This is a genomic window from Endozoicomonas sp. 8E (genome assembly GCF_032883915.1).
Classification (GTDB): Bacteria; Pseudomonadota; Gammaproteobacteria; order Pseudomonadales; family Endozoicomonadaceae; genus Endozoicomonas_A.
In genome coordinates, this window is the sequence record NZ_CP120717.1 from 6,271,195 (window position 1) to 6,297,500 (window position 26,306).

19 protein-coding genes and 2 rRNA genes (1 of these 21 running past the window's edge) are annotated in these 26,306 nt (G+C 48.0%); 11 read left to right on the forward strand and 10 right to left on the reverse strand.

The features are described 5' to 3' along the window. Positions 1-27: 27 nt before the first annotated feature. Together tnpA and P6910_RS21705 are read left to right on the forward strand one after the other, a co-directional pair. On the forward strand, positions 28-423 hold the full coding sequence (gene tnpA / locus P6910_RS21700) for an IS200/IS605 family transposase (protein WP_317146577.1): 396 nt from the start codon (positions 28-30) through the stop codon (positions 421-423). A 168-nt stretch (positions 424-591) separates the two neighbouring features. After that, positions 592-810, forward strand: a complete 219-nt coding sequence (locus tag P6910_RS21705; protein WP_317143345.1) for a hypothetical protein — start codon at positions 592-594, stop codon at positions 808-810. 432 nt (positions 811-1,242) lie between these two features. Here the strand turns inward: P6910_RS21705 and P6910_RS21710 are convergent, their stop codons facing one another. The 4 genes from P6910_RS21710 to livH form a co-directional block, all read right to left on the reverse strand. Then, positions 1,243-1,962, reverse strand: coding sequence for an ABC transporter ATP-binding protein (locus P6910_RS21710; RefSeq protein ID WP_317143346.1), 720 nt, complete (start codon positions 1,960-1,962; stop codon positions 1,243-1,245). Between the two features lie 147 nt (positions 1,963-2,109). Then, positions 2,110-2,877 (reverse strand): high-affinity branched-chain amino acid ABC transporter ATP-binding protein LivG, encoded by a 768-nt coding sequence (gene livG, locus P6910_RS21715; protein ID WP_317143347.1) that lies wholly within the window; start codon positions 2,875-2,877, stop codon positions 2,110-2,112. 13 nt (positions 2,878-2,890) lie between these two features. After that, positions 2,891-4,213 carry a high-affinity branched-chain amino acid ABC transporter permease LivM gene (locus P6910_RS21720; protein ID WP_317143348.1) on the reverse strand — a complete coding sequence of 441 codons (1,323 nt, stop codon included), beginning with the start codon at positions 4,211-4,213 and terminating at the stop codon, positions 2,891-2,893. Then, the gene (gene livH, locus P6910_RS21725) at positions 4,210-5,136 is read right to left on the reverse strand and encodes a high-affinity branched-chain amino acid ABC transporter permease LivH (RefSeq protein WP_317143349.1); all 927 of its coding nucleotides are present in this window, start codon (positions 5,134-5,136) and stop codon (positions 4,210-4,212) included. Before livH ends, P6910_RS21720 begins: the two co-directional genes overlap by 4 nt. A gap of 300 nt (positions 5,137-5,436) precedes the next feature. Here livH and P6910_RS21730 point away from each other — a divergent pair, with 300 nt between their 5' ends. The 7 genes from P6910_RS21730 (at position 5,437) to P6910_RS21760 (ending at position 17,280) form a co-directional block, all read left to right on the forward strand. Beyond that, positions 5,437-6,489, forward strand: a complete 1,053-nt coding sequence (locus P6910_RS21730; protein WP_317143350.1) for a YhcG family protein — start codon at positions 5,437-5,439, stop codon at positions 6,487-6,489. A gap of 447 nt (positions 6,490-6,936) precedes the next feature. Next, entirely contained in the window at positions 6,937-9,171 is a 2,235-nt protein-coding gene (locus tag P6910_RS21735; RefSeq protein WP_317143351.1) for a class I SAM-dependent DNA methyltransferase, read from the forward strand. Next, positions 9,168-10,220, forward strand: coding sequence for a YhcG family protein (locus P6910_RS21740; RefSeq protein ID WP_317143352.1), 1,053 nt, complete (start codon positions 9,168-9,170; stop codon positions 10,218-10,220). The genes P6910_RS21735 and P6910_RS21740 overlap by 4 nt, the downstream gene beginning before the upstream one ends. Beyond that, positions 10,220-11,620, forward strand: coding sequence for a restriction endonuclease subunit S (locus P6910_RS21745; protein WP_317143353.1), 1,401 nt, complete (start codon positions 10,220-10,222; stop codon positions 11,618-11,620). The genes P6910_RS21740 and P6910_RS21745 overlap by 1 nt, the downstream gene beginning before the upstream one ends. Beyond that, positions 11,617-12,663: a YhcG family protein gene (locus P6910_RS21750; RefSeq protein WP_317143354.1), complete on the forward strand. Its 1,047-nt coding sequence runs from the start codon at positions 11,617-11,619 to the stop codon at positions 12,661-12,663. Before P6910_RS21745 ends, P6910_RS21750 begins: the two co-directional genes overlap by 4 nt. 132 nt (positions 12,664-12,795) lie before the next feature. Then, on the forward strand, positions 12,796-16,083 hold the full coding sequence (locus tag P6910_RS21755) for a type I restriction endonuclease subunit R (RefSeq protein WP_317143355.1): 3,288 nt from the start codon (positions 12,796-12,798) through the stop codon (positions 16,081-16,083). A 144-nt stretch (positions 16,084-16,227) separates the two neighbouring features. Continuing rightward, on the forward strand, positions 16,228-17,280 hold the full coding sequence (locus tag P6910_RS21760; protein ID WP_317143356.1) for a YhcG family protein: 1,053 nt from the start codon (positions 16,228-16,230) through the stop codon (positions 17,278-17,280). Between the two features lie 109 nt (positions 17,281-17,389). On the opposite strand, the gene P6910_RS21765 is transcribed toward P6910_RS21760, so the two are convergent. Next, on the reverse strand, positions 17,390-18,517 hold the full coding sequence (locus P6910_RS21765; RefSeq protein ID WP_317143357.1) for a branched-chain amino acid ABC transporter substrate-binding protein: 1,128 nt from the start codon (positions 18,515-18,517) through the stop codon (positions 17,390-17,392). A gap of 235 nt (positions 18,518-18,752) precedes the next feature. On the opposite strand from P6910_RS21765, the gene P6910_RS21770 reads away from it, so the two are divergent. Then, entirely contained in the window at positions 18,753-18,875 is a 123-nt protein-coding gene (locus P6910_RS21770; RefSeq protein ID WP_317143358.1) for a hypothetical protein, read from the forward strand. A gap of 104 nt (positions 18,876-18,979) precedes the next feature. Here P6910_RS21770 and rpiA read toward each other — a convergent pair whose 3' ends face one another. Then, a complete protein-coding gene (rpiA, locus tag P6910_RS21775) occupies positions 18,980-19,651 on the reverse strand; it encodes a ribose-5-phosphate isomerase RpiA (protein ID WP_317143359.1) in 672 nt (223 codons plus the stop codon). A gap of 188 nt (positions 19,652-19,839) precedes the next feature. Between rpiA and ilvA the strand changes: the two genes are divergently transcribed. After that, complete coding sequence (gene ilvA / locus P6910_RS21780) at positions 19,840-21,354, forward strand: threonine ammonia-lyase, biosynthetic (RefSeq protein WP_317143360.1); 1,515 nt, start codon at positions 19,840-19,842, stop codon at positions 21,352-21,354. A gap of 100 nt (positions 21,355-21,454) precedes the next feature. Here the strand turns inward: ilvA and P6910_RS21785 are convergent, their stop codons facing one another. From P6910_RS21785 to P6910_RS21800, 4 genes are all read right to left on the reverse strand, one after another. After that, positions 21,455-21,964 carry a hypothetical protein gene (locus P6910_RS21785; protein ID WP_317143361.1) on the reverse strand — a complete coding sequence of 170 codons (510 nt, stop codon included), beginning with the start codon at positions 21,962-21,964 and terminating at the stop codon, positions 21,455-21,457. A 2-nt stretch (positions 21,965-21,966) separates the two neighbouring features. Beyond that, positions 21,967-23,154: an ATP-binding protein gene (locus tag P6910_RS21790; protein WP_317143362.1), complete on the reverse strand. Its 1,188-nt coding sequence runs from the start codon at positions 23,152-23,154 to the stop codon at positions 21,967-21,969. Positions 23,155-23,587: 433 nt separating this feature from the next. Continuing rightward, positions 23,588-23,703, reverse strand: a 5S ribosomal RNA gene (gene rrf, locus P6910_RS21795). Between the two features lie 199 nt (positions 23,704-23,902). Beyond that, positions 23,903-26,306: ribosomal RNA gene (locus P6910_RS21800) — 23S ribosomal RNA — on the reverse strand (it continues 486 nt past the right edge of the window).

Sequence of the window (26,306 nt, forward strand, 5' to 3'; positions counted from 1 at the left end):
GGAATATTAAGCATTAGTATATAAGAAATAAAGAAAGGCCGACACAGTGCTTATACTTTGCACTGCCACATTGTTTTTGTGACAAAGTACAGAAAGAAGGTGCTTGGCGAGTTGCATCTAGCCAGACTCAGAGAAATATTTTCTGAGATATGCGGAAACTTTGAGGCAGAGCTAACAGACTGCAATGGAGAGGCAGACCACGTTCACCTGTTGGTTGAGTATTCACCCAACACGCCAGCCATTGCGAAACTAGTAAACAGTCTGAAAGCTGTTTCATCCAGACGATTAAGGCAGGAGTTTTGTGATATTGCAGGTGCGTACCGAAAGCCGGTTTTGTGGTCAAGATCGTACTTTGCTGGGAGCTGCGGCGGAGCCCCTCTGGAGGTAATTAAACAATACATAGAGAACCAGAATCAGCCCTAAGGGGCTGAATGAAATTCACCTCCCGCCTAGCTCGGCGGGAGCACTCTTTCAAGCGCAGGTAGAATGTTAATTCGCTACCACGCCCATCACTCACGTAACAAACTTCCATTCTGGATTCAATCAAATCGATACCCTGTTCGGCAATTTCGGGCCTATCAGCTACTGGGAATGGGTAAAAAGAACCCTGCGCGCCATGAAATGCTTCAGGCCACAATGAGCCAACTTGAGCAGAAGTTTGTAAATCATAGAGAGGATTTAGTCAGCAAGCGATCACCTCGACACTCTGTCATTGCCTCTGACCTGTTTAATACTCTGGCAGCCATTCAGGTTTTTCTGGGCAAAACAGCTGAAGCAGAAAAAACCATTCAACAAGGCTTTGATTTTTAACCTGACAGTACCATTTTCAGCCTTCAGGATGCCCGGTACGATCTCGGAATTACTGATGAGCGTGTGCTTCAGGACTTCCCTCCCAAGTCACCCTGAAGCTTCTTGTCCAATCAATAAATTGTCTTGATCAGCCAGACCATGATACTGGCCAGGCTGTAAAAAGAGCAGGTTAACAGGGCAACTTCCTGAAGGGACAACCGATCATTCGAAACTTCCATAATGCTTACCTCGTACTTCATAATCGCTATTCAACATTACACTTCTCAGTGTAGCGATCAGAATCGGCGCCCGAATGGCCTGCAAAACGTCAGAAGCCTTATGCTAACAGGGGTCCAGTCTGTTTCGATCCTATCAGTGTCCATAAGCAGGAATAGATGAACGGTCTTTTGATAGTCCAGACTAACTGACCGGCTGTTTTTCGCCAGAAAAGCGTCAGGCTCCCAGATAAGCCTTCTGAACAGCGTCGTCCGCCAACAGCTCATCACTGCCACCTTGAAGCACGATACGACCGTTTTCCAGAACATAACCCCGGTCTGCCAGTCTCAGAGCCTGATTGGCATTCTGCTCCACCAGAAAAACCGTAACGCCTTCTTCCCGGAGGCGTTCAATAATTTCAAAGATCTGCTGGATAACAATCGGTGCCAGCCCCAGACTGGGCTCATCCAGTAACAGCAAATCCGGACTGCTCATCAAGGCTCTGGCGATCGCCAGCATCTGTTGCTCTCCTCCGGACATGGTGCCGCCTCTCTGGTGCAGTCTCTCTTTCAGACGCGGGAAGAGCTCCAGTACATATTCATAGTTTTTACGGAAAGGCTCACCATCCACAAAAAAACCACCCATAGTGAGATTTTCTTCGACGGTCAGTCTGGAAAAAATTCTCCGCCCTTCTGGCACAACAGCAATGCCTGAGCGCATGATTTCGGAGGTAGGGCGACCTGCTAACTCCTGCCCCCTGTAGAGTATGGAGCCAGATTCGGCCCTGGGTTCACCACAAATGGTCATCAGTAATGAAGACTTGCCAGCACCATTGGCGCCTATCAGAGTGACAATCTCACCTGCCGAGATATCTACACTGACGGCATCCAGAGCCTGGATCTTTCCATAGAAGGTTGACACGTTTCGAATGCTGAGAAGTGGTTCAGGTGCTGACATACTGCTACTGCCCTTTATTTATTCTGATTGTTATTTACTCTGACTGTCTTGAGGAGTCATGGAAGATACCAGAAATACGTTCGCAAGACAGCCCGAAGACTCATACACTGACTGGGACTACTACCGGAAGCCACCAGAAATTTGTGACTACCCTTCTCCCAGATAAGCCTTGATCACTTCAGGGTTGTTGCGAATATCTTCTGGTGCACCTGAAGCAAGAGGACGCCCCTGGTTAATGACATAAATCCGGTCAGAAATATCCATAACCAGCTTCATATCATGTTCAATCAGAAGCACAGTAACACCGTGTTGCTGTCGCAGATCAGAAATCAGCTCATCCAGCTCTGCCGTCTCATTGGGGTTGAGACCAGCGGCTGGTTCATCCAGCATCAATAACTCGGGCTGAGTCACCATACAACGGGCAATTTCCAGTCTGCGTTGCTGTCCATAAGCCAGATTACCTGCTTCACGATTGGCAAACCCGGTCAGACCAACTTTATCCAGCCAGAACTCAGCCCTATCCATCGCTTGTTCTTCACTACGCCGATAACCCGGGGTCTTAAACAACCCTGCCAACAACCCTGTATTCAGATGTCGGTGCTGGGCAACCAAAAGATTTTCCAGCACGCTCATACCCTTAAACAGACGTACATTCTGAAAGGTTCTTACAACACCGAGCCGGGCTATTTTATAACCCGGCATCTTTTCGATAGCCTGACCTTTGTATTGAACAGAGCCACCGGTCGCCTTATAAAAACCTGTGAGGCAGTTAAAAACGGTCGTTTTTCCGGCACCATTGGGCCCAATCATGGAAACAATTTCACCCGGACAGATTTTCAGCGCCATCTGATCTACGGCCAGCAGTCCGCCAAAGCGCATACTCAGATCAGAAACGTCCAGTAAACATTCACTCATTCTGATTCCCCATTTACACGCTTTCAGCCAATGATGCTGTCTTGACCGGGCTGTCCGACTCAGACTTGCCCGATTTAATCTTGATATGAGGCCGCTTCATGGGCATCAAACCTTCAGGACGCCATACCATCATGCAAACCATCATCAACCCGAACATCAGCATTCGGTATTCCTGGAATTCACGGGCAAACTCTGGCAAAACGGTCATAATCACAGCGGCAAGAATGACACCGACCTGAGATCCCATTCCACCAAGCACAACAATGGCCAGAATGATGGCGGACTCGATAAAGGTGAACGACTCCGGACTAATAAAACCCTGGCGGGCAGCAAAGAAGGTACCGGCAAAGCCAGCAAATGCAGCCCCTATGGTAAATGCAGACAGTTTGATGGCCGTAGGATTCAAACCCAGTGAACGACAGGCAATATCATCTTCACGCAACGCTTCCCAAGCTCTGCCAATAGGCATTCGAAGGAGTCGATTGATCACAAAAAGCGTGGCAATCACCAGCAACACTGCCAGTATGTACAGAAAAATCACCTTGTACTCACTGCTGTAATCAATACCAAAGTATTCGTGGAAAGGAACATTCCCTTCTTCCTGCGCCCTGCGTCCAAATTCAAGGCCAAACAGAGTCGGTTTAGGAATCTGACTGATACCATTGGGACCACCGGTTAATGTCGTCCAGTTGTTGAGCAGGATTCGAATAATTTCTCCAAAACCCAGAGTTACGATGGCCAGATAATCCCCCCGAAGCCTGAGCACCGGAAAACCAAGAATAAAACCAAAGAAAGCAGCCAGAATACCGCCCAGTACCAGACCGCTCCAGAAGTCGAAACCCAGATATTGATTCAATAGGGCATAACTGTAGGCACCCACGGCATAAAAGCCGACATAGCCCAGATCAAGAAGACCGGCCAGGCCCACCACAATGTTCAGACCCAGACCCAGCATCACGTAAATCAGGGCCAGAGTGGCCAGATCCACAGCGCCCCTGGAAACAAAGAATGGCCAGATCATTAATCCCGCTACTGCAAAGCAGATTAAAAGAGTTCTAGCCTCTTTGTTCCTGGTTGCTTTGGTCAGCTTTTCTGCATTAATAGATGGCAACTGTTGTTTTATTCCGGAAAGCCCCCGATCGATGGGTGCCCTGAACAGCTGGAAGAAGAAGACAGCAGCCACACCCGCTGCTATCCAGTAGAGGGAAGAAGGGTCGGCTAATGTCACCTCAAGTCCAACACCCGAGGGCTCAAGACGAACCCCCATCATCAGGCTGGTTAAAATCAGCAAAACGACTGCCGAGAGTATTGCCGGAGTAAAGCGTAATGATTTCATACTTTTTCAACCTCCGGCTTGCCCAGAAGGCCGGTCGGCCTGAACAGAAGAATCAGAACGAGGAGACTGAAGGCGACAACGTCCTTATATTCCGCACTGAAGTAACCTGCGGTGAAGGCTTCCGTGACCCCCAGAATCAAACCACCCAGCACAGCTCCGGGTATACTTCCGATTCCTCCCAGCACGGCGGCAGTGAATGCTTTAAGACCTGCCATAAAACCGATGTGGGGATTGATTACCCCGTAATACATCCCGAGTAATACACCGGCTACCGCAGCAAGAGCGGCCCCGATCACAAAAGTGATCGAAATAATCTGATGAGTGTTGATACCCAACAGCCCGGTCATGCCAAGATCTTCAGCACAAGCTCTGCAGGCTCGCCCCATTTTTGACTTGGAGATAAACAGAGTCAGGGCCGTCATGGCAATAAACGTCACCACAAAGATAATTAACTGCATGTACGACACAGTGGCATTAAAACCGTCTTCAGGACCAAAGGTCCAGCCACCACTGATCATGCTGGGCATGGCTATATCCCTTGATCCCTGGGCCAGGCGGACATAGTTCTGCAGGAAAATGGACATACCAATGGCAGAAATCAGGGCAATCAGTCGGTTACTGTTTCGCAAGGGTCGATAAGCAACCCTCTCCACCGCAAAGCCATAGGTACTGGTGATAATAATGCTGATGACAAAGGCGGAAACCAGCATCAGTGAAACACTGTCTATTCCCATCATCGCTAACGCGGCCAGTACCGCAAAAGCGATGTAACTGCCAATCATGTAGATCTCACCATGAGCAAAATTGATCATGCCAATAATGCCGTACACCATGGTATAACCGATAGCAATCAGAGCGTACGTACTGCCTATCGTCAGCCCGTTAAGCAGTTGCTGAATAAGGTAAAAACCTGAATCCCCCATTCCACGACCTCGTTTTTTATTTTTGTAAACGTTGTTTTTTCTACTATTTTTTACTTCTCTTCAGAGGGTTTGCTCTGACTCAGCCACAAGAAAGTCTGCGAAATATCCTCCTGGATCTGTCTGGGTCAAAACCCATATATCAGGGCTGAAGATCTATAAAACCCCCTCAATGTCGGGCCGATTCTCTCACACGACAAAGGCTCTTGGTAGGGATGGAACAAAAAAATAGCTGGCGGAAAATTCCCCCATTAATCAGGGCCGTATTGCAACTGAATTCAGCCGTATTACACGAGATTCACTATGAATAAGCAAAACCAAACCGTTAACCTGAGCCTCAATAAGGATTATAAAAACTGGCTGAAAGCTCTGAAACAGAAGGTACTGTCAACCCAGCTCAAAGCAGCGGTTCAAGTAAATTCGACCTTACTGGCTTTTTACTGGGAATTGGGGGAGGACATTGTTCGTAGACAGGCTCAGGCTAACTGGGGCGACGGCTTCCTGAAACAACTTAGTAAGGATTTAATGGCGGAATTTCCTGAAATCAAAGGGTTTTCAGAGCGTAATCTTAAATATATCCGCCAGTGGTTTCTCTACTACTCTGGGCAGCAGGCAATTGGGCAACAGGCTGTTGCACAATTAATGCAGGTACCTTGGGGGCACAATTTGCAAATTATCAGTAAGTGTAAAAGCGTGCCAGAAGCCCTTTATTACGTGAGAAGTACTATTGAGCATGGCTGGAGCCGGAGCGTGCTCACCCATCAGATAGAAAGTGGTCTCTGGCAGCGTGAGGGGCAAGCCATCAGTAACTTTAATACCACCCTGCCAGCCATACAATCTGATCTGGCACAACAAACCCTGAAAGATCCTTACGTGTTTGATTTCCTGAGCTTGACCCAAAACTACAACGAACGTGAGTTTGAGCAGGGTTTGACGGAGCATATCACCCAGTTTTTGCTGGAATTAGGGGCCGGGTTTGCATACGTGGGTAAGCAGTTTCATATTCAGGTGGGGCAACGGGATTTTTATATCGACCTGCTGTTTTACCATATCCGGCTTCATTGTTATGTGGTGATCGAGCTGAAGACGGTAGATTTTGAACCAGAACACGCAGGCAAACTGAACTTTTATATCAGGGCCGTGGACGAACTGCTGCGAAAAGAGGGTGATACGCCCACCATTGGCATCCTGTTGTGCAAGAACAAAGACAAGCTGGTGGCAGAGTATTCCCTCAGTGATATGCAAAAGCCCATTGGCGTCTCGGAATACCAGCTCACTCAATCACTGCCGGAAAATCTGCAATCGCAGTTGCCCAGTGTGGAAGAGATTGAACAGGAATTGAGGGGTGGGAGATGAGTGGTAGTCTATCCGGCGGTATATTTGACATCCTTCTCCAGCTTACGCGCTGCGCAGACAATGTGACAACCTTTCAAAAGCAAATTGCCGTTGCTGTTTTCCCATATGGGACATTTCAGAGCGATAATTCAGTTCCCCAGCTATCTCAGCATGCGTCATATCTTTGATTGCAGAATATTTATCCAGAGAAAACCAGCCAGGCAGTTCTTATTATTTTACTTATTATTGCCATTACCTATTAGACGACAATAACAATATGCCCTTACGATTCAGAGACTTGAATTTTTATAGTTTTCGAATGTGCAACCCTGAACGCCAGAGCTTGGGTAAACATATTTAGCTATTCATTAATACTGAACGTTTGATGTACTCTAGCAGCATCAAAGTCAATCAAATGGTCACTTTTGCTGACTCTTCTGCCAGCCAAAAGTCCAATCTGGTCAAGATATGCCCAACACCCAAACCTCTAACAACCTTGCAGCCTTCATCTGGTCCGTAGCCGACCTCCTGCGGGGCGATTTCAAGCAGTCCCAGTACGGGCGCATCATCCTGCCGTTTACCCTGCTACGCCGTCTGGAATGTGTCCTGGAACCTACCAGGGATGCAGTAGTAGCCCAGTATGAAAAAGTGAAGGTCATGAACCTGCCGGAAGACGGCATGGAAAAGATGTTGCTACGGGCTTCCAAGCTATCATTCTTCAACACCTCACCCATGAACCTGTCGAAGATGGGCCAGGGCGATATCAAGGACAACCTGGAAAACTACGTTCTGTCGTTCTCCAAAGATGCCCGTGAAATTTTTGAGCATTTCAAGTTCGATGAATTTGTCGGCAGCCTGAACGAAGCCAATTTGCTGTTTAAGGTAGTGGGAAAGTTTGCCACCATCGACCTGAGCCCGAAGGCCATCAGTAACCACGAAATGGGCCTGGTGTTTGAAGAGCTGATCCGCCGATTTGCTGAATCCTCCAACGAAACGGCCGGTGAACACTTCACCCCAAGGGACATTGTTGAACTCACCACCTCCCTGGTGTTTATGGAAGACGACGATGCCCTGAACAAGGAAGGTATTATCCGCACTATTTATGACCCTACGGCAGGTACAGGTGGCTTTCTGTCGTCTGGCATGGAATATGTGTACGAGCACAATAAAGATGCTGTAATGCGAGCTTTTGGCCAGGAGTTGAACCCTGAGTCCTACGCCATCTGTAAAGCCGATATGCTGATCAAGGGTCAGGATGTCAGCCGCATCAAACTGGGCAACACCTTGTCGAACGATCACCTCAGTGGCGATCAGTTTGACTACATGCTGTCTAATCCACCATTCGGGGTGGACTGGAAGAAGATCGAAGGCACCATTAAAGATGAGCATGAACACAAAGGCTACGACGGTCGCTTTGGCCCCGGCCTGCCAAGAGTGTCCGATGGTTCTCTGCTGTTCCTGATGCACCTGATCAGCAAGTTCAGGGACATCACGCCAGAGAACCAGAACCCCAGCCGCATCGGCATTATCCTCAACGGTTCACCGCTCTTTACCGGCAGTGCAGGCAGTGGTGAAAGCGAGATTCGCCGTTATATTCTCGAAGCCGACCTGCTCGAAGCCATTGTCGCCCTGCCCACAGACATGTTCTACAACACCGGTATCGCTACCTATGTGTGGGTGCTGACCAATAAAAAGTCCGATGAACGCAAAGGTAAAGTGCAGCTGATTAACGGCGTAAACCTGTGCGGCAAGATGCGTAAGTCCCTGGGCTCCAAGCGGAACATAATGAGCGAAGCTGACCGTCGCATCATTACCCAAAACTTTGGAGCCTTTGCAGAAGCATCCGAAGAAAACTTTGCCGCCAAAATTTTCGACAGTCATAAATTCGGCTACCGTCGTATTACCGTGGAACGCCCACTTCGCCTGTCCGCCCAGATTACTGATGACGCAGTAACGGGTCTACGCTATGCACCCAGGCCGTATAACGCCGTTATGCGCTGGATGGTTGAGGAATTCGGCACAGAGTGTCATACAACCTTGGCAGACAATGAAGAAGCCATTCGCACCAAAATCAAAAAAGACTTCAAAGAACTGAAAGAGAAGCAGATCAAAGAGGTACTGAACGACAAACTCTGGCTGTTCCAGCGGGGGCTGATGGAGAAAGCCCAAACTCTGCAAAATACAGTCGGAACGGTACTGTCCAACGACTTTAACCAGTTCGATAAAGATCTGAAAGCCGCCCTCAAAGCCGCTAACTTGAAGCTGGATGCCAAAGAGAAAAAGCAGTTCCTCGATGCCATCACCCACAAGAACCCCGAAGCCGAGCCGGTGATCAAAAAGGTGCTAAAGGAAGAAGCCCAACCACTGTACGGCACATTCGAATACAAAGGCAAAGTCGTCGAATTCCAGACCGATGGCGACCTGCGGGATAACGAGAACATTCCTCTTGACCCATCAATGCCCACCCATATCCTGATCGAAACTTACTTCAACCGGGAAGTGGCTCCCCATGTGCCCGATGCCTGGATCAATGCCGACAAGTGCGATGCCCAGGATGGTGAGATTGGCATTGTGGGTTACGAGATTCCTTTTAACCGACACTTCTATGTGTATCAGCCGCCCCGTGCGCTGGAAGCGATTGATGCTGATCTGGATGCGGTGAGTGCTAGAATCATGAGTCTGTTACAAGAGGTTCACTCATGAGCAAGCCAAAAAACAACATTAACCTGAGCCTGAATAAGGAATACAAAAGCTGGCTGAAAAGCCTTAAACAGAAGGTGCTGGCAACCCAACTCAAGGCAGCCGTTCAGGTGAACTCCACTCTGCTGAATTTTTACTGGGAACTGGGGGAAGAGATTGTTCGGCGGCAGGTTGAAGCAAATTGGGGTGATGGTTTTTTAAAGCAGCTGAATAAGGATTTAAGCAGCGAATTCCCTGATATTAAAGGCTTTTCCCTCAGCAACATCAAATACATCCGTCAGTGGCACCTGTTCTACCGGGATGAGGTTGAAAAAAGCCAACAGCTTGTTGGCCAATTAACGTCGATTCCCTGGGGACACAACCTGAAGATAATCAGCAAGTGCCAAACAACGGCTGAAGCTCTGTATTACGTGGGCAAAACCATAGAACATGGCTGGAGCCGAAACGTCCTCACTCACCAGATTGAAAGTGGACTTTGGCAGCGGAAGGGACAAGCGCCCAACAACTTCACTGCAACACTGCCTGCCGTCCAGTCCGACCTTGCACAGCAAACCCTGAAAGACCCCTATATGTTTGACTTTCTTACCCTCACTGATAATTACACAGAGCGAGAGCTGGAGCAGGGATTGATTAAGCATATCACTCAGTTTCTACTGGAATTGGGGTCAGGTTTTGCCTACATGGGCAAGCAGTTTCATATACAGGTAGGACAGCAGGATTTTTATATTGACCTCTTATTCTATCATGCACACCTGCATTGCTACGTAGTCATTGAACTGAAAGCGGGTGACTTCAGGCCGGAACACGCAGGCAAACTGAATTTTTATATCAAAGCAGTAGATGAACTGGTACGCAGGGAGGGCGATGCGCCGACTATCGGCATTCTGCTGTGTAAGAACAAGGACAAACTCGTGGTGGAATACGCCCTCAGCGATATTCAAAAGCCTATTGGTGTTTCGGAATACCAACTGACCCAATCACTGCCAGAAAATCTGCAATCGCAACTGCCCAGTATTGAAGAAATTGAGCAGGGACTGGGGGGTGAGTTGTGATGGATGGAAATAGCCTTGAGCGCAAAAAATATGCGGCTTATCTGGAATATAAGGATTCTGGGGTTGAGTGGTTGGGTGATGTTCCTGCTCATTGGACAGTAGGTAGATATAAATTTTGTGCACAGCGAATTGTTGTAGGCATCGCGGAAGCAGCAACCCACGCATATGCAGATGAAGGAACTCCGATCATCAGATCAACCAATATCCGAGAGGAAGGGTTGGATACAAATGGTCTTCTCTACATCAAAGAAGAATTTGCAGAACAGAATGAATCCAAGTACCTGTATGCGAATGACATAATTACAGTTAGAACTGGATTTCCAGGTATTAGCTCTGTAATTCCAGTCGAACTGGATAGGTCCCAATGCTTTACGAATCTCGTTGCTACGCCTAAACAAAAATTTGTTCCAGAGTTTCTAGCATATTTCTTAAACTCTCACACTGGAAAATCTTACTTTGAGCTACTTGGGTGGGGGAGCGCACAGAAAAATATCAGTGTGCCAATTTTACAAAACTTCCCTATTGCATACCCCTCTTATGTTGAACAGAAAGCAATTCTTTCATTCCTCGGCCACGAAACCGCCAAAATCGACACCCTGATCGAAGAGCAGCAATCCCTGATCCGGCTGTTGAAAGAAAAACGACAGGCGGTGATCAGTCATGCCGTCACCAAGGGGCTGAACCCGGATGCACCGATGAAGGATTCCGGTGTGGAGTGGCTTGGGGAAGTGCCGGAGCATTGGACGGTTACCAGAGCGAAATTCCTCTTTGATTTTGTTACCAGTGGTTCACGGGGCTGGGCTGAATACTACTCGGAAGATGGATCACTGTTTTTCAGAATTGCCAATCTGACCAGAGATACCATCGAGCCAAAGCTAGAATCAATACAAAATGTTAATCCCCCTGCTGGAAGTGAAGGTGAGCGTTCACAGATAAAGAATGATGACCTGCTCATTTCAATCACGGCTGATCTTGGTTCTGTTTGTGTGGCAGATAGCTCAGTGTCTGATGGTTACGTTAGCCAGCATGTAGCTTTGTGTCGTCCAGGGCAAAAGGTCATTAACTCAAGATGGCTGGCATATTTTGTGTTATCTGATTGTGCGAAAGAGCAACTGCTTGGCTCTGGCTACGGTGGAACAAAAATTCAATTAAGTCTGGAAGATATTCGAGAGCTATGGGTTTTACAGCCTCCAGAGGACGAACAAATAGATCTAGCTCAATTCGTTGATAAGCAAATGGATAGGTACTCTGAGCTTTCACGGGAAGCAGAGAATCAAATCCAGTTTCTCCAAGAACGCCGCACAGCCCTAATATCCGCCGCCGTCACCGGCAAAATCGACGTCCGTGACTGGCAACCAGCAACAGAACAAAAAGAACACCCCACAGAGGCCACCGTATGAGCAAAACACCCGCTTCATCAAAAGAGCCAGACAACCTGTTCGGCGAAATCAAAGACCTGATACAAAGAGCCAAACAACGGGCAGCGGTGGCACTCAATGCCGAGATAACCACACTCTATTGGAAGGTCGGTCAGCGTATTCAGCAGGAAATCCTGAAGGGTAAGCGGGCAGACTACGGCAAACAGGTTATTTCCGACTTGTCCCGCCAGCTCTCCGGGCAGTTTGGTAAGGGCTGGAGTCCTCAGCAATTGAGACATTGTATTAAGTTTGCCGAAATCTGTGAGGCTGATGAAATTGTCTCTACAGTGTGGAGACAATTGAGCTGGTCACACCTGAAACTGTTGATTTACATTGATGACCCACTAAAACGTGAGTTCTATATGACCATGGCGATTCAGGAGCGATGGTCTGTCCGCACCTTCAGCGAGCGTATGGATTCCATGCTGTTTGAGCGTACTGCCTTATCCCGAAAGCCGGAAGAAACCATTGTTCACGATCTGAAAATGCTGAGGGATCAAGGGAAAGCCGATCAGGATATCGTTCTGAAAGACCCTTACATTCTGGATTTTCTTGAGCTTAATGATACCTACGTGGAAAAAGATCTTGAGGATGCTATTTTGCGGGAAATGGAGCATTTTCTGTTAGAAATGGGTATGGGCTTCACTTTTGTCGCACGCCAGCACCGAGTTCAAATTGATGAAGATGATTTTTATATTGATCTCTTGTTCTATAACCGAAAACTGAAGCGACTGGTTGCTATTGAACTGAAAACAGGCAAGTTTAAAGCTGAGTACAAAGGACAGATGGAGTTATATCTACGCTGGCTGAATAGATATGACCGTCAGCATGGAGAAGACCCCCCTATCGGCATCATTCTTTGTGCAGGTAAGAAGCAAAAGCAAATTGAATTACTTGAACTGGATAAAAGCGGTATCCATGTAGCAGACTATCTCACCAACATACCCTCCAAAGAAATATTGGAAGAGCGCTTTCAGGAAGCCGTCAGCAACGCCCGAAAACGTATTGAGAATAAAACTGAATAGTGGGAATCCTCGAATTGTCTCCGCAGTGTGGAGACAATTCAGCCAGATTGATACATTGTGCAGACACTGTCTGCACAATGCCTGAAGAGTCCCATATCGAGACCTTTAGGTACCATTTTGAGACCGTGAAATATGGATAGCACCACCGAATCGATATTCCAAAACGATATGATCGCCCGCCTGCAAGCCAAAGGCTGGCTGCTGGGCAGTGGTGACCAGTACGACCGGGAAACAGCGTTGTATACCAGCGATGTACTGGATTTTGTCAAGAACACCCAGCCGAAGGAATGGCAAAAGTTCTGCAAAAGCTTTCCGGTGGATTCGGAGCAGCATTTTATCAGCCATTTGGTCAACCAGTTAAAGAAAGCCGATCCCAATGCCATTGATAAGGAGCTTCGCAGCTTTGGCACCCTGGGCGTGTTGCGTCATGGTTTGAAGATTCGCAATGCCCGGTTCTCCCTTTGTCAGTTTATGCCGGAACATACCCTGAACCCCGATACGCTGGCCCGCTATAAAGAAAACCGTTGTCGTGTAGTGCCGGAGCTGGTTTACAGTCCTTATGTCAATCTTGTCCCCCCATCCCAACCTTCCCCCGAGGGGGAAGGCGTCGACGTTCATCTGGCAGAAACCGGTAAAAAATCCAAGGCATGGCGCATTGACCTGGTGCTGTTTATCAACGGTCTGCCCGTGGCAACGCTGGAGCTGAAATCGGAATTCAAACAGGCCATTGAAAACGCCAAACGGCAATATCAAAAGACCCGTCTGCCCAAAGACCCGGAAACCGGCAAGCCGGAACCGTTACTGACCTTTAAACGGGGGGCGCTGGTGCATTTTGCCGTGAGTCAGTACGAAGTGTATATGGCAACCAAACTGGCGGGCAGCGATACCTTCTTTCTGCCGTTTAACAAAGGCACGGCGGAAGGCGGTGCTGGCAATGATATTCCTGAAGATAAAGAGCAGTACGCCACCGAATACCTGTGGAACGAGGTGCTGCTACCCGATAACTTGCTGAATATCATCGGTCGATTTGTGCATTTGCAGATCGAAGAAAAGGAAGACTGGGAAGGCCGCAAGTCGAAAAAGGAAACCCTGATTTTTCCCCGTTATCACCAGTGGGATGTGGTGACCAAGCTGATTGCGGCGGCCAAGGTGGAAGGCACGGGCAACAAGTATCTGGTGCAGCACAGTGCCGGTTCCGGTAAATCCAACTCCATTGCCTGGACCGCCCATCAGCTTTCTACCCTCTACGATGGCGAAGGCAACAAGCAATTCCATTCGGTGATTGTGATTACCGACAGGACCGTGCTGGACGATCAGCTTCAGGACACCATCTACCAGTTTGAACACGCCGACGGTGTGGTGGGGCGCATCAACAAAAAAGAAGGCGACGGCTCCAAGTCGGAGAAACTGGCAGCGGCTCTGGAGAGTGCTCAACCGATTATTATTGTCACCATTCAAACCTTCCCTTATGTATTGGCGGCCATTGAGAACAGTACCAGTCTGAAAGAGTGCCGTTACGCCGTGATTGCCGACGAAGCCCATTCGTCACAAACCGGCTCCACCGCACGCAAGCTGAAAGAAGTGTTGATGGTGGATGGTAGTGATGACGGAGATGAGGACAAAGAACTGTCTTCAGAAGACATGCTGGATGCCACCATTGCCTCACGCCGGGGCAGCAGCAATCTGAACTACTATGCGTTCACGGCGACACCCAAGGCGAAGACACTGGAGCTGTTTGGTCGCCTGCCCAAACCTGATGAGCCTGCTTCCGAGAAGAACCTGCCTGAAGCCTTCCATGTGTACTCCATGCGTCAGGCCATTGAGGAAGGCTTTATTCTCGACGTGCTGAAAAACTACACCAACTACAAGGTGGCCTATCAACTGGCCCAAAAAATAGAGGCCGATGACAAAGAGGTAGACAGCAAAAAAGCCAAGGTAAAACTGAACCGCTGGGTGCGGCTCCATGAGTACAATATTTCCCAGAAGGTGAAAGTCATCATCGAGCACTACAAAGAGCATGTTATGGGCTTGCTCGCTGGTCAGGCAAAGGCCATGGTAGTTACCAGTTCCCGCAAGGAAGCCGTGCGTTACAAGCTGGCGTTTGATAAATACCTCTCAGAACAAAAAAGTTCTATCGAGGTCATGATTGCCTTCTCCGGCGAAGTGGAATTCCATAAGGACGATCCGGACAGCTCTGCCCTGCTGGACCAAAAGTTCACCGAAACCAATATGAACCCAGCTCTAAAGGGCCGGGACATGCGCAAAGCATTCGATAGCGACGACTACCGGATCATGCTGGTTGCCAACAAATTCCAGACTGGCTTTGATCAGCCGAAACTCTGCGCCATGTATGTAGACAAGCCCTTAGGTGGTGTGGAATGTGTGCAAACCTTGTCCCGTCTGAACCGTACCTATCCCGGCAAAGCTGAGTGCGGCACTTTTGTATTGGATTTTGTCAATGAGCCGGAAGAGATTCTGGCCGCATTCCAGCCGTATTACCAAATCGCTGAACTGGCGGATGTGACAGACCCGGATAAAGTATTCGACCTTTACGAAAAACTCCGTGCCAGCGGTATCTTTACCTGGAACGAAGTAGAACAGTTCTGCGAGGCTTTTCTTTCCAAGAGCAAAAGCAATGCAGCGGTGAGCAACATCTGCAAGCCCGCTGTGGATCGCTGGCAGAAGCGATACAGTTCTGCCATTGATGCTTATGTGCGTGCCAAGGAGATGTTCGAACGAACCAAGAAGACTAAAGATGCCGTGTTAATCGCTAATGCTGAAAACAGCTTCAAAGAGTGCAAGCTGGAAAAAGACCGGCTGGAAATCTTCAAAAAGGACTTAGGCACCTTTACCCGTTTCTACGAGTTTATGTCCCAGATTGTGGACTACGACAACAAAGATCTGGAAAAGCTCAGCCTTTATGCTCGCTACCTGCGCCCACTGCTCCGTGAAAAGGTCATTGAAGAAGATGATATTGACCTGGATAACGTGGTGATGAGCCATTACCGGTTGTCCAGGATTCGCCAGCAAGACATTGAACTCAAGGAAGACGCCGAGGGCTATGAACTGGAACCCTCCAGCGATGTCGGTTCAGCCAAACCCAAGGACAAGAAAGAAGAGTTCTTATCCCAGATTGTGGCACGGCTGAATGAGCTGTTTATTACCGACAACCTGACCGATGCTGACTTGATCAACTACGCCTTTACCGTGCGGGATAAACTGGCCGAAAACGAAACGGTGATGAAGCAGATTGAGAACAATACGGCTGAACAAGCACTGCTCGGTGACTTCCCGCAAGCCATTGATGACGCTGTGATGGACAGCAACGAGGCCCAACAGGAAATGATGTTGCAGTATCTTTCGAACCCGGAATTGGCTCGGGGCTTTGCTCGGGTTGTGTTTGATATGTTGAAGGGGTGAGTGAGTGCCCTGCACCAGGAGCCTGACCGAGAATAGACTGCCCTACGCGGCAACTGCTCCTGCGTTGCTCTGGTAGCAGAATGCTGACATTGAATTCGGGCAATATCTCAACTAAGTTTCAGCGGTGTTAAAAGAGGTTCGTGCATGAGCAAACAACAAAACACCGTCAACCTAAGCCTGAACGGCGAGTACAAAAACTGGCTGAAAACCTTGAAACAGAAAGTACTGTCTACCCAGCTCAAAGCCGCTGTTCAGGTGAATTCGACTTTACTGGCTTTTTACTGGGAACTGGGGGAAGACATTGTTCGTCGACAGACCCAAGCTAACTGGGGTGAAGGCTTCCTCAAGCAGCTTAGTAAAGACTTAATGTCAGATTTCCCTGAAATTAAGGGGTTTTCTCGTCGAAATCTTGAGTTAATCAGGCAATGGTACACGTTCTGGTCTGATAACGGGGCAATTGCGCAACAGCCTGTTGCACAATTAACTCAAATTCCTTGGGGGCATAACCAGCTCATCATCAACAAATGCAAAAGTAAACAGGAAGCCCTGTATTACGTTCAGAATACTATCAAACACGGCTGGAGTCGAAGCGTACTCACTCACCAGATAGAAAGCGGCCTCTGGCAGCGAGAGGGACAGGCCGTCAGTAACTTTAGTACCACCCTGCCAGCCGTACAATCTGACATGGCGCAAGAAACCCTGAAAGACCCTTATGTATTTGATTTTCTCGCCCTGACCCAAAACTACAACGAGCGTGAGCTTGAGAAAGGTTTGACTGAGCATATCACCCAGTTTTTGTTGGAATTAGGGGCTGGATTTTCTTTTATGGGCAAGCAATTTCATATACAGGTGGGACAACGGGATTTTTATATTGACCTGCTGTTTTACCATGTCCGGTTAGATTGTTATGTGGTGGTTGAGCTGAAGACGGTAGATTTTGAACCGGAACATGCAGGCAAACTGAATTTTTATATCAGGGCCGTGGACGAACAACTGCGTAAAGAGGGCGATACGCCCACTATTGGCATTCTGCTGTGCAAGAACAAGGACAAACTCGTGGCAGAGTACTCTCTCAGTGATATGCAAAAGCCTATTGGCGTCTCGGAATACCAGCTCACTCAATCACTGCCGGAAAACTTGCAATCGCAACTACCCAGCGTGGAAGACATTGAACAGGGATTGGAAACTAAAAGATGAGACAGAAGCAGACCGACAACTGAACATTTCAGCGTCGGCCTATGCAAGCTATTCCCTGTAATGAAAATACCATCACAGTTACAGTCGACGGTATTTCCCGGTCGGACTCTTATTTTGAAGCCTCAGACTTGGTACCGTCAGCGTGCCATTCGTAAACGACAAAACTGAAGTCTTTCAGGTCTCCCTTGCCATCGAAGGCCAGGTTGCCTGTTGGCGTACTGAAGGTGTTTGAACGCAGAACGTCGGCTACTTCTTCAGGGCTTTCACTCTTCGTCAGTTCCATGCCTTCAGCCATAACCTGAACCGCAGAATAGGAAGGGAATACGAAAGGACCGGATGAATCTTCACCTTTTGCCTCGAAGGCGGCTACCAATTTGGCGTTGGCAGGGTCCTGATCAAAACTCTTCGGCAGTGTCACGAGCAAACCTTCTGAAGCCTGACCGGCAATGGCTGAAATATCCTTGTTGCCCACACCTTCAGGCCCCATGAATTTAGCCTTCAAACCCTTTTCTGCGCTCTGACGCAGAATCAGGCCCAGCTCAGGGTGATAGCCACCGTAGTAAACAAAATCGACATCTTCCTTCTTCAGCTTGGCAATCAGCGCTGAAAAGTCTTTGTCACCTGAAGTAACACCTTCAAAGACAGCTACCTCAATACCCGCTTTTTCAACCGTGTTCTTAACGGCTGTAGCGATGCCTTCACCGTACTGTTGCTTGTCATGGATAACTGCCATACGCTCAGGCTTTATACTCTCTACGATATACTTACCCGCAGTGGGTCCTTGCAGGCTATCGAGTCCGATTGTGCGGAATATCAGCTCATATCCACGACTGGTGATCTCCGGACTGGTGGAGGCGGGGGTGATCATCAGGATACCTTCATCTTCATAGATGTCGGTGGTTGGCTGGGTAGAAGCGGAACATAGATGCCCTACGACAAAACGTATATCATCATTAACGATTTTGTTGGCAACCGCTACGGCCTGTTTGGGATCACAGGCATCGTCATAGACTACCGCTTCCAGCTGCTTACCATTGACGCCCCCCTGTTGGTTGATTTGCTCTACGGCCATCCTGGCGCCGGTGAACTGCATATCACCATACTGGGCTACAGGACCTGTTACCGGGCCAGCCAGAGCAATTTTTATCGTGTCGGCGGCCTGAGCCAGACCGGAAGCCCCTGCTACAGCTGCAGATACCGCCAGAGCGGCCAGAGTTTTGTTCATTTTTCTTATCATGCTTTAGTTCTCTTGGAATGGACTTAATTCCATTTTCTCATTATCTAAATCCTTCTTTCTCTCGAAAAGTTATATTAAGGATTTTTTTCAGTCATAACAGCTTTTTTTCCAAACTTTTTTCTTCGACTTAGGTCTAAATCTATACGAACGTCTTAAGGCGGCAGAGCTATCACAGACCTAGAGTGAAAGCATTCAGCAAGGAAATACTCAAAACAAGGATGTAAGGAGTAGCAGTATGGATACGAAACAACACAATACTCAGGATAATGAACTGAAAACTGGCGAACTGATTATATTGTCACTTTCTTTAGGCAGCGTTCTGGCTTCACTTCACTTCTTTTTGAATGCCATTTTCTGACAACCATAAGTTCAGGAAATCATTATTACGCCATACCGGTGATGAATAATGTTTCATGGTAGAGGTCATGGGAAATGGCCGGGTTTACACCCGGCTCAGGTTATTCAGGGTTTGATGGTTTTAACTCCTTCCGCGGTGCCCAGAAGCAACACGTCAGCAGGACGCATCGCAAACAACCCATTGGTCACGACTCCCACAATCTGGTTGATCTTTTCTTCCAAACCCATGGCGTCAGTAATCTTCAGATTCCATACATCCAAAATGATATTACCATTATCAGTCATAACGCCTTCACGGTAAGCGGGGTCACCACCCAACTTAACCAGCTCACGGGCAACATGACTGCGAGCCATGGGAATAACCTCAACGGGAAGCGGGAATTCACCCAGCACGTCAACCAACTTGCTCTCGTCTGCAATGCAGATAAACTCTTTCGCCACTGCAGCCACAATTTTTTCCCTTGTCAGGGCTGCTCCACCGCCTTTAATCAGATGCAGGCGATTGCTGGACTCATCAGCCCCGTCAATATAAAAGCGCAGTTCACTGATACTGTTCAGGTCATAAACCGGAATTCCGTGCTGTTTCAGACGATCAGCAGAAGCCTCTGAACTGGCTACGCAACCATCAAAACTGTTTCTGTGCTCTGCCAGAGCATCAATAAAGAAATTGGCCGTGGAACCAGTGCCAATACCGATAATCATATCTTCTTCCAGATGAGGGAGAATCCGCTGCAATGCAGCTTCGGCAGTCGCCTTCTTCAGCTCGTCCTGGGTCATGTCTCTACCTTGCGGTCATATACAATGAAGCCGTGGATTATACCCCCAGAAACGATCCCCCGCTGAACTAAATACTTCAAATTTCGTATAACCTTTTGTTACTTGAAAACGATAAAAGATTGTTTCTTGCACACATGCCTGTTTAGAATCAGTCCAACCAAGATAAGTTATTACGAAAGTGAAGTCCCATGCCTCATCAGTACATAAGAATGATACTCGAAGCCAAAGTTTATGATGTGGCGATTGAGACTCCTATTCATGAGGCTCCTTTTCTCAGCAAACGTTTGAATAATCAGGTTTTTCTGAAGCGTGAAGATCTGCAACCCGTATTCTCATTTAAAATCCGGGGCGCTTATAACAAAATGGCCCAGTTAACCGCTGAAGAAAAAGCCCGTGGAGTGACCTGTGCTTCTGCCGGCAATCATGCCCAGGGCGTGGCCATGGCAGCCAAGACCATGGGAATTGAAGCCGTTATCGTGATGCCCGGCACTACTCCTGAAATAAAGTACAAAGCCTGCGAGGCCAGAGGAGCAGAGGTCATCCTTCATGGTGATACCTTTGATCAGGCACTGGCTTACTCCATGAAACTCGTTGAAGAACAGGGCTATACCTTTATTCATCCTTATGATGATCCCTACACTATCGCCGGTCAGGGCACGATCGGCATGGAAATTCTGCGTCAGCATTCCGGTCAGCTCGATGCAGTTTTTGTACCTGTTGGCGGAGGTGGTTTGGCAGCAGGCATAGCGACCTATATCAAATATCTGCGCCCTGATATCAAAGTCATCGGTGTTGAGTATGAAGAATCTGCCTGCCTGAAAGCAGCTTTGGAAGCTGATGAGCGGGTAACCTTGCCCCATGTGGGGATTTTTGCTGACGGTATTGCCGTGGCTCAGATCGGCGAAGAAACCTTCAAGCTCTGCCGGAAATACATTGATGAAGTGGTGACGGTCAGCTCTGATGAAATCTGCGCATCCATCAAGGATATCTTTGATGATACCCGTTCGGTTTGTGAGCCTGCTGGTGCGGCAAGTGTGGCTGGCCTGAAAAAATATGTCAGCGAGACAGGTGCCAGTGATCAGAAACTGTTGGCTATAGCCAGTGGCGCCAATATCAACTTTGATCGTCTGCGTTATGTTTCCGAACGTGCGGAATTAGGTGAGAAGCGCGAAGCGATCATCGCTGTCACCATCCCTGAACAACCCGGCAGTTTCAAAAAATTCTGTGAAACCCTTGGTAAAAGGAATATCACCGAATTCAACTACCGCTTCCACGACCCCAAAAATGCCCGAATCTTTGTAGGTGTCCAGGTTCATCCTGATCAAATGCCCATTGATAATCTGATCCATGAGTTGCAAGAGAAAGGTTATCCGGTAGAGAACTTGACCGACAACGAGATGGCTAAATTGCATGTCCGCCATATGGTAGGCGGCCACAGTAAAGCAGTGAAGGATGAGGTGGTTTATTGTTTTGAATTCCCGGAACGTCCGGGTGCCCTGCTCAACTTCCTGAACAAATTGGGTGACCAATGGAACATCAGTATGTTCCATTACCGAAACCACGGCGCTGCCTATGGTCGTGTCGCTGTCGGTCTGGAAGTACCAGAAATGGAGAGACCACACATCGCAAAATTTCTGACTGAGCTGGACTATTACTACTGTGAAGAAACGGCTAACAAGGCTTATCAGGCGTTTTTGGGGTGATGAACTGCTGAGACCTCGGATTTTCTTGTCCGGGGTTCAACTTCTCTTTTCCACCAGTACTCTCGGGCAGCAAAGTCTTCAGGTGTCTTAAGATAGTATCTTATTTCTTTTTACCAGAGATCAGCTTAATTAATGTGTCCAGCTCCTCAACATCATCTCTTCTGGCATCTAATAACGTTTTGGGGAGTGGCTTTTCATAACTTACTTTTTCCGTTTCTTTTCCTCCTAATAACGGGTGAAAGGCTTTCTTGCAGTCGTCACTGTTAGCAGGTACCGGCTTCTCAAGAATTTTGAGCAAAAGCCCCTCAAGGCAGGGTTTCGACCTCACAAGAGTGATCTTTTTCTGTTGAGCTACTTTTACCTTACTTTTAGGCCAAGGTATATCTGTATCCAACAAAGCGGCTACTCTGTCACAGCAAGAAGAGTTGAGTGTTCCTATAGCGTCTCCTATAACGTTGTCAGGTCCTTTGCCTCCTGCAGACTTTGCAGTGACTTTAGGGTTACCTACACCATAAAGAGATTTAAGATGGTTCAAAAAAGCAGCATCAGCTTGACCTTCGCCAACTATTTTCAGCGTTGCTTTTATAGGTCTTTTCCGTTTCCCTCCCATGATTAGTCAAACTCCGGTATCGCGCCTAAAGCTCCGGAAATATATTTTGCATACAGATTGTCTCTGGCAAGCAGACCTTCAACATCGTCAGCTCGATAGGCGTCAGAAACACCATCATTTTTTTCAATAAGATAGCAATGTTGCATTCTCAAGTTTTTCAATACATCTACGGTATGAGTGTTGAAAAGTAGTTGCGCATTTCTTGTATTTACCGAACTATCTTTAAAGAGGTCGACAATTTCCATGGTGAGTAACGGATGAAGATCGTTATCAAACTCATCAAGAATAGCAACACCACCTGTAGCAAGTGCTTCTGTTATTATGGCTAAAACACAATAGGCACTCTGTGTACCGCTAGACTCCAAAAATATAGGTATCTCGAATGTGCCATCTGCTGTGCTATGTAAGAAAAAAGGGATTGTTTTTTCTATCTCCTTGCCAGTTCTGCTGTTCGTGATAATTTTTTTCTCAAGAATAATATCTGAAATACCCAAATCATATTTTATTAAAAGGGACTTTATTTTTTCAAAAAATCCTGGCTCATCAATATAAAATTGAGTAGCTTCATCAATATTTTCAGAAAGATCACTTCTACCCATAGCCCCAATATTACTTCTGTTTGACCGAAAATATTGGGCAGCAAGCATCATGATGATGCTAGAATCTTCTGAAGTCATCTCGTCTTCATCCAGCAGATGCATAGCATAAGATATAATGGAACAATTATCCGGAACTCTCTCCAGAATTGAAGTTTGAAGTTTCACTCCAAGTTTTTGGCTATTTTTTATATCATACTTTTTGGTTTGATTATTAAATATGCGAGAAACAACATTAGAATACAGCTTTGAAGTTTTTAACTTGAGCGACTCACTAATGACTTTTCCTTCATTTAATTCGATGAAGTATCTAAACTCAAACTCGACTTTAACATCAAAGGATTTAGGAACAACAAATTCTAATTCAATATAGGTATTGGCATCTGCATTTAGGAGATAAGGTATTATCGGAATACCTTTATTCTGCCCAGTAGCCCTGAATGAGTCTGGAATAAACCATGACAGAAAAGCTAAAGGCTTTAATAGATTAGACTTGCCTGCACCATTAGCACCAAGTACAGCCATCACACCAGCAATTTTAGAGCCATTTTCCAACTCATAATCATAGTATGAGTGAGCTGCTTTTTTGTTCACAGTAAAATCCACGTCACATCGATGCAGATAAGACTGGAAGTTTTCAAATGAATATTTTTTTATCACAGTAGACACTTTTAGACAAAAAAAAGCTTTAATTGAGTTATTGTAGCCTCGTATCACAATACTGTCTATGACTTCAAGAGATAGAGAAGAACTGACTCGTAGCCTATTCCAAGCTCAGAGACAAAGCACTGAAAAGCAAAAACCCCGGTCGATTTCTCAACTGGGGTTTTGCTTTATTCAATGCCTGGCGATGACCTACTCTCACATGGGGAAGCCCCACACTACCATCGGTGGGGACCGCCCAGGTGGGGCCGCCTAGGTGGGGCCGCCCAGGTATGTGTCGTTTCACTTCTGTTCAGCCGCACTTCTTTGCCCACAAAACAAAAACCCCAGTCGATCTCTCAACTGGGGTTTTGCTTTATTCAATGCCTGGCGATGACCTACTCTCACATGGGGAAGCCCCACACTACCATCGGCGATGTGTCGTTTCACTTCCGAGTTCGGGATGGGATCGGGTGGTTCCAACACTCTATGGTCACCAGGCAAAACTGGTCGAACCTTGCTTTTGAGCTGGAAGCTTGAAGCTGGAGGCTTGAAGCTGTTCGTCGCAAGCGGAAGGCTCTGGAATCCAAATCTCTTTTTAAGCTGTGTCGTTTCTTCTTGCTCAACACTCTCGTTCACTGTGTACGGCTTCAAGCTTCCAGCTTTAAGCTTTCGGCTGCGCAAATCGCTTTGGCGTTATATGGTCAAGCCTCTCGAGTCATTAGTACGGGTTAGCTCAACGCCTCACAACGCTTACACACCCCGCCTATCAACGTCGTCGTCTTCAACGTCTCTTATGGGCCTTGCGGCCAGGGAAGTCTCATCTTGAAGGGGGCTTCCCGCTTAGATGCTTTCAGCGGTTATCCCGTCCGAACTTAGCTACCGGGCAATGCGTCTGGCGACACAACCCGAACACCAGTGGTTCGTCCACTCCGGTCCTCTCGTACTAGGAGCAGCTCTCCTCAAACTTCCAACGTCCACGGCAGATAGGGACCGAACTGTCTCACGACGTTCTAAACCCAGCTCGCGTACCACTTTAAATGGCGAACAGCCATACCCTTGGGACCGGCTTCAGCCCCAGGATGTGATGAGCCGACATCGAGGTGCCAAACACCGCCGTCGATGTGAACTCTTGGGCGGTATCAGCCTGTTATCCCCGGAGTACCTTTTATCCGTTGAGCGATGGCCCTTCCATTCAGAACCACCGGATCACTATGACCTACTTTCGTACCTGCTCGAGATGTACCTCTCGCAGTCAAGCTGGCTTGTACCATTACACTAACCGCACGATGTCCGACCGTGCTTAGCCAACCTTCGTGCTCCTCCGTTACTCTTTGGGAGGAGACCGCCCCAGTCAAACTACCCACCACACAATGTCCCCGATCCTGATAAAGGACCTGGGTTAGAACCTCAATATTGCCAGGGTGGTATTTCAAGGTTGGCTCCATGCAAACTGGCGTTCACACTTCCAAGCCTCCCACCTATCCTACACAAGCAACATCAAGATCCACTGTGAAGCTGTAGTAAAGGTTCACGGGGTCTTTCCGTCTAGCCGCGGATACACTGCATCTTAACAGCGATTTCAATTTCACTGAGTCTTGGGTGGAGACAGCGTGGCCATCGTTACGCCATTCGTGCAGGTCGGAACTTACCCGACAAGGAATTTCGCTACCTTAGGACCGTTATAGTTACGGCCGCCGTTTACTCGGGCTTCGATCAAGAGCTTCTCCTAAGATAACCCCATCAATTAACCTTCGAGCACCGGGCAGGCGTCACACCGTATACGTCCACTTACGTGTTAGCACAGTGCTGTGTTTTTAATAAACAGTCGCAGCCACCTGGTATCTTCGACCGCCGCCAGCTCAGGGAGCAAGTCCCGTCACCGGCAGCGGCGCACCTTCTCCCGAAGTTACGGTGCCATTTTGCCTAGTTCCTTCACCCAAGTTCTCTCAAGCGCCTTGGTATTCTCTACCTGACCACCTGTGTCGGTTTCGGGTACGGTCCCTTTTGACCTGACGCTTAGAAGTTTTTCCTGGAAGCCTGGCATCAACCACTTCCCCACCTTGGTGGGTTCGTCATCAGTTCTCGGCTTGGTGAACCCGGATTTGCCTGAGTCCACAGCCTACGACCTTAAACAGGGACAACCATCGCCCTGCCGGCCTAGCCTTCTCCGTCACTCCATCGCAGTCAAAAGGGGTACAGGAATATTAACCTGTTTCCCATCGATTACGTCTTTCGACCTCACCTTAGGGGCCGACTCACCCTGCGCCGATTAGCGTTGCGCAGGAACCCTTGGTCTTCCGGCGAGGGAGCCTCTCACTCCCTTTATCGTTACTCATGTCAGCATTCGCACTTCTGATACCTCCAGCCAACCTCCCGATTGACCTTCAACGGCTTACAGAACGCTCCTCTACCGCACCTGCAAAGCAGATACCCGTAGCTTCGGTGAATAGTTTGAGCCCCGTTACATCTTCCGCGCGAGCCGACTCGACCAGTGAGCTATTACGCTTTCTTTAAAGGGTGGCTGCTTCTAAGCCAACCTCCTGGCTGTCTGGGCCTTCTCACATCGTTTCCCACTTAACTATTACTTTGGGACCTTAGCTGACGGTCTGGGTTGTTTCCCTTTCCACGACGGACGTTAGCACCCGCCGTGTGTCTCCCGTGATTGCACTCATCGGTATTCGGAGTTTGCATGGGGTTGGTAAGCCGGGATGGCCCCCTAGCCCAAACAGTGCTCTACCCCCGATGGTGAGACACGAGGCGCTACCTAAATAGCTTTCGAGGAGAACCAGCTATCTCCGGGCTTGATTAGCCTTTCACTCCTATCCACAAGTCATCCCCTGGCTTTTCAACGACAGTGGGTTCGGTCCTCCAATCAGTGTTACCTGATCTTCAACCTGCTCATGGATAGATCGCCCGGTTTCGGGTCTATTCACTGCGACTGGACGCCCTGTTAAGACTCGCTTTCGCTACGGCTTCCCTATGCGGTTAACCTTGCCACAGAAAATAAGTCGCTGACCCATTATACAAAAGGTACGCCATCACCCATTCGAAAATGAGCTCTGACTGCTTGTACGTACACGGTTTCAGGTTCTGTTTCACTC

Coding starts and splice junctions, on each gene's coding strand:
- P6910_RS21720 (WP_317143348.1), bottom strand. CDS start 4,213: ATGAAATCATTACGCTTTACTCCGGCAATACTCTCGGCAGTCGTTTTG.
- livG (WP_317143347.1), bottom strand. CDS start 2,877: ATGAGTGAATGTTTACTGGACGTTTCTGATCTGAGTATGCGCTTTGGC.
- livH (WP_317143349.1), bottom strand. CDS start 5,136: ATGGGGGATTCAGGTTTTTACCTTATTCAGCAACTGCTTAACGGGCTG.
- P6910_RS21740 (WP_317143352.1), top strand. CDS start 9,168: ATGAGCAAGCCAAAAAACAACATTAACCTGAGCCTGAATAAGGAATAC.
- P6910_RS21755 (WP_317143355.1), top strand. CDS start 12,796: ATGGATAGCACCACCGAATCGATATTCCAAAACGATATGATCGCCCGC.
- P6910_RS21705 (WP_317143345.1), top strand. CDS start 592: ATGGGTAAAAAGAACCCTGCGCGCCATGAAATGCTTCAGGCCACAATG.
- P6910_RS21710 (WP_317143346.1), bottom strand. CDS start 1,962: ATGTCAGCACCTGAACCACTTCTCAGCATTCGAAACGTGTCAACCTTC.
- P6910_RS21730 (WP_317143350.1), top strand. CDS start 5,437: ATGAATAAGCAAAACCAAACCGTTAACCTGAGCCTCAATAAGGATTAT.
- P6910_RS21770 (WP_317143358.1), top strand. CDS start 18,753: ATGGATACGAAACAACACAATACTCAGGATAATGAACTGAAAACTGGC.
- P6910_RS21765 (WP_317143357.1), bottom strand. CDS start 18,517: ATGATAAGAAAAATGAACAAAACTCTGGCCGCTCTGGCGGTATCTGCA.
- P6910_RS21785 (WP_317143361.1), bottom strand. CDS start 21,964: ATGGGAGGGAAACGGAAAAGACCTATAAAAGCAACGCTGAAAATAGTT.
- P6910_RS21760 (WP_317143356.1), top strand. CDS start 16,228: ATGAGCAAACAACAAAACACCGTCAACCTAAGCCTGAACGGCGAGTAC.
- P6910_RS21750 (WP_317143354.1), top strand. CDS start 11,617: ATGAGCAAAACACCCGCTTCATCAAAAGAGCCAGACAACCTGTTCGGC.
- ilvA (WP_317143360.1), top strand. CDS start 19,840: ATGCCTCATCAGTACATAAGAATGATACTCGAAGCCAAAGTTTATGAT.
- P6910_RS21745 (WP_317143353.1), top strand. CDS start 10,220: ATGGATGGAAATAGCCTTGAGCGCAAAAAATATGCGGCTTATCTGGAA.
- P6910_RS21735 (WP_317143351.1), top strand. CDS start 6,937: ATGCCCAACACCCAAACCTCTAACAACCTTGCAGCCTTCATCTGGTCC.
- rpiA (WP_317143359.1), bottom strand. CDS start 19,651: ATGACCCAGGACGAGCTGAAGAAGGCGACTGCCGAAGCTGCATTGCAG.